General features: G+C 66.3%; 2 protein-coding genes and 1 pseudogene. 1 reads left to right on the top strand and 2 read right to left on the bottom strand.

The genetic code is table 11. The annotated features are described in order from the left end of the window. Positions 1 to 129: 129 nt before the first annotated feature. On the top strand, positions 130 to 1,233 hold the full coding sequence (locus QOC69_RS27520; RefSeq protein WP_526445654.1) for a serine hydrolase domain-containing protein: 1,104 nt from the start codon (positions 130 to 132) through the stop codon (positions 1,231 to 1,233). A 16-nt stretch (positions 1,234 to 1,249) separates the two neighbouring features. Here the strand turns inward: QOC69_RS27520 and QOC69_RS27515 are convergent, their stop codons facing one another. Together QOC69_RS27515 and QOC69_RS27510 are read right to left on the bottom strand one after the other, a co-directional pair. Then, positions 1,250 to 2,359, bottom strand: a complete 1,110-nt coding sequence (locus QOC69_RS27515) for an acyl-CoA dehydrogenase family protein (RefSeq protein ID WP_526445652.1) — start codon at positions 2,357 to 2,359, stop codon at positions 1,250 to 1,252. Further along, positions 2,356 to 2,556, bottom strand: a pseudogene (locus QOC69_RS27510) (hypothetical protein); the annotation flags it as partial. The gene QOC69_RS27515 and the pseudogene QOC69_RS27510, both read right to left, overlap by 4 nt.

Here is a 2,556-nt window from a genome sequence, read left to right as displayed (position 1 = left end):
CTGCGTCGCTTGGCCACATTTCCTCCCACCTGTCGATGCACCTCACCATGCACAAGACCTTACGCGTACAGCCAGAGCATTGCGCTGGTACGTGGCCGACTGTGACAGCGTTCCATTGAAAGGTATCGCGTGATCAAGCGTCCCTCACACATCCCTGATTCCCGCCGCATAGATCTGGTGCTGGAGCGGGTCCGCCTCGAAGTCGACTCGGGTGTGCTGCCCTCGGCACAAGTGGCCATCAACGTCGACGGGCAGCAGTACGCATTCGAGGCCTTCGGGGAGGCCACCACGGCAACTCGTTATGTTCTGCAGTCCGCAGGTCGCCCGGTCGTGGCCGGAGTGCTGTGGAAGCTGATGTCGGACGGGCTGCTCGACATCGGGCGCACCGTCGGCTCCTACATTCCCGAGTTTGCCACCAACGGCAAGGAGTCGGTCACGGTCGAACAGGTGGTCACCCACGTGGGCGGCTTCCCGTTGGCGCCCTTGGCCTATCCGCAGATGCTGCACCGCGATCAGCGCCTGGAGGCGTTCGGCAAGTGGCGCTTGACCTCGCCTCCGGGTACCGCTCTGGAGTTTCACCTGACCTCGGCGGCCTGGATCATTGGCGAGTTGTGCGAACGGGTCACCGGGCGCCCGATCGCCCAGTATCTGGCCGACGAGCTAGCTGGGCCGTTGGGTCTGCACAGCATCGAGATCGGGCCCTCGGTGCAGCGCCAGGGCGATGTTGCGACCTTCGTGCGCACCGATGGCGACAGTGACACCGAGGTCAACCCGTGGGGTCCGTGGTATCTGTCTCGGCCCGAGATCCTGGCGGCCGGCGAACCGAGCCATTCCCTGGTGGCCACGGCAGCAGATCTCGCCGGTTGGTACCAGGGGTTGATGAGCTCATCGCTGTGGCGCCGCGACGTCGTCGCCGACGCCTTGCGGGTCCGCGTCACCCTCCCGGTCACCGGCGAACGGGGCGGTACCCGAAGCGTCCCCGGCAACGTCGCGCTGTTCGTCGTCGTCGCCGGGGACGACGGTCTATCACGGGGATTCCTGCCGACCGCCTGCAGCGCGCAGACTTTTGGCCACGGCGGTGCTCCCTGCCAGATCGGCTTCGCCGATCCGGAAAGCGGATTGTCCTTCGCGTTCCTCACCAACGGCTACCCCGCCACCGGCTACGAGCAGTCACGGGTGGGCCTCAACCGCATCATCAACATCGCCAACATGGCCGCCGACTGCTTCAGTTGATCGGTGCTGGCATGTGCTAGATGCCCATGCGTTCCAGCAGTCGCTCGTGGCTGACGGCGGGTCCTCCGAGCAGGAGTTGGGATGCAGCTGCCCGTCGGAAGTAGACGTGCGCGGGGTGGTCCCAGGTGAACCCGATCCCGCCGAGAACCTGAATGGTCTCCTTGGCCACGTACATCGCTGCCGTGCAACAGGTCAGGTGTGCTGCCGCAGCGGCTATGGCCGCGCCGGGATCGCCCTTCTGCGCGTCGTGAACCGCGTCGTCGGTCGCCGCGCGCGCCATCTCGACCTGGGCGAGCATCTCGGCGCACAGATGCTTGACGGCCTGAAAGCTTCCGATCGGGCGCCCGAACTGTGTTCGTACCTGGGCGTATTCGACGCTGATCTCCAAGCACCGTTCGGCGATGCCGACCTGTTCGGCGCACAGCGCGAGGACCGTCAGATCCAGCAGTCGGGAGAGCAGCAGCCCGCCTGCGCCCTCGCGTCCGACGAGTTCGGCCGAGGCACCGCGCAACGTCAGCGTGGCCATCGGTCGGGTTTCGTCGAGCACGCGCATCGGTTCGACGGAGACTTCGTCTGCAGTGGGGTCGACGCAGAACAGTGTCGGACCCGCAGTGGTCCGGCCCAGGACCAGGATCGCGTCGGCGCCAGTCGCGTCGGGCACCCAGCTCTTGACGCCGGTGATGCGCCACGACCCGTCTGGGCCGCACTGGGCGCGGGCGCTGATCACTGCCGCGTCCCAGGATCCATCGCGTTCGGCGACGGCGATGGTCGCTCGACTGGTTCCCTCGGCGAAACCGGGGAGATGGCGCTGGCATTGCTCGTCGTCTCCGGACAACAGCAATGCTTGGGTCGCAACGAAGCTGGAGAAGTACGGAGCGGGTGCCACCGCGCGGCCGAGTTCCTCGAATACCACCGACATCACTGTCAGGCCGGCCCCGTCGCCGCCGAAGCGCTCTGGTATCGCCAGACTGTGAATGCCCAAGGCGGCGTTCATCTCCGACCACAGATCGCCACCGGTCTGGCGCCCATCGGCCAGGTGGCAGAGCTCGGAGTCCGGTAGCCGAGCCTGCAGGAACTTGCGGATCGCCGATCGCAGCTCGTCGAGTTCTTGCTGTGAAACGCTCACGCGCGTTGTCCTCCTACGATCGCAGGGGCTGCGCCGGGGCTCGGGGTCTTGACGGTGGCCGACGGTTCCTTGGGCAGCCCGAGGACCTGCTCTCCGAGGATGTTCTTCATGATCTCCTCGGTGCCTCCGAGGATGCGCAGTGCCGGCGAGGCGAGCAGCAGTTCCGACCACGCGAAGGTCCCCCACTGCCCGTTGTC

Source organism: Mycobacterium sp. (genome assembly GCF_032162105.1).
Taxonomy (GTDB): domain Bacteria; phylum Actinomycetota; class Actinomycetes; order Mycobacteriales; family Mycobacteriaceae; genus Mycobacterium.
The sequence above is the reverse complement of the archived record's forward strand: the minus strand, read 5'-3'. Positions and strand labels throughout refer to the sequence as shown.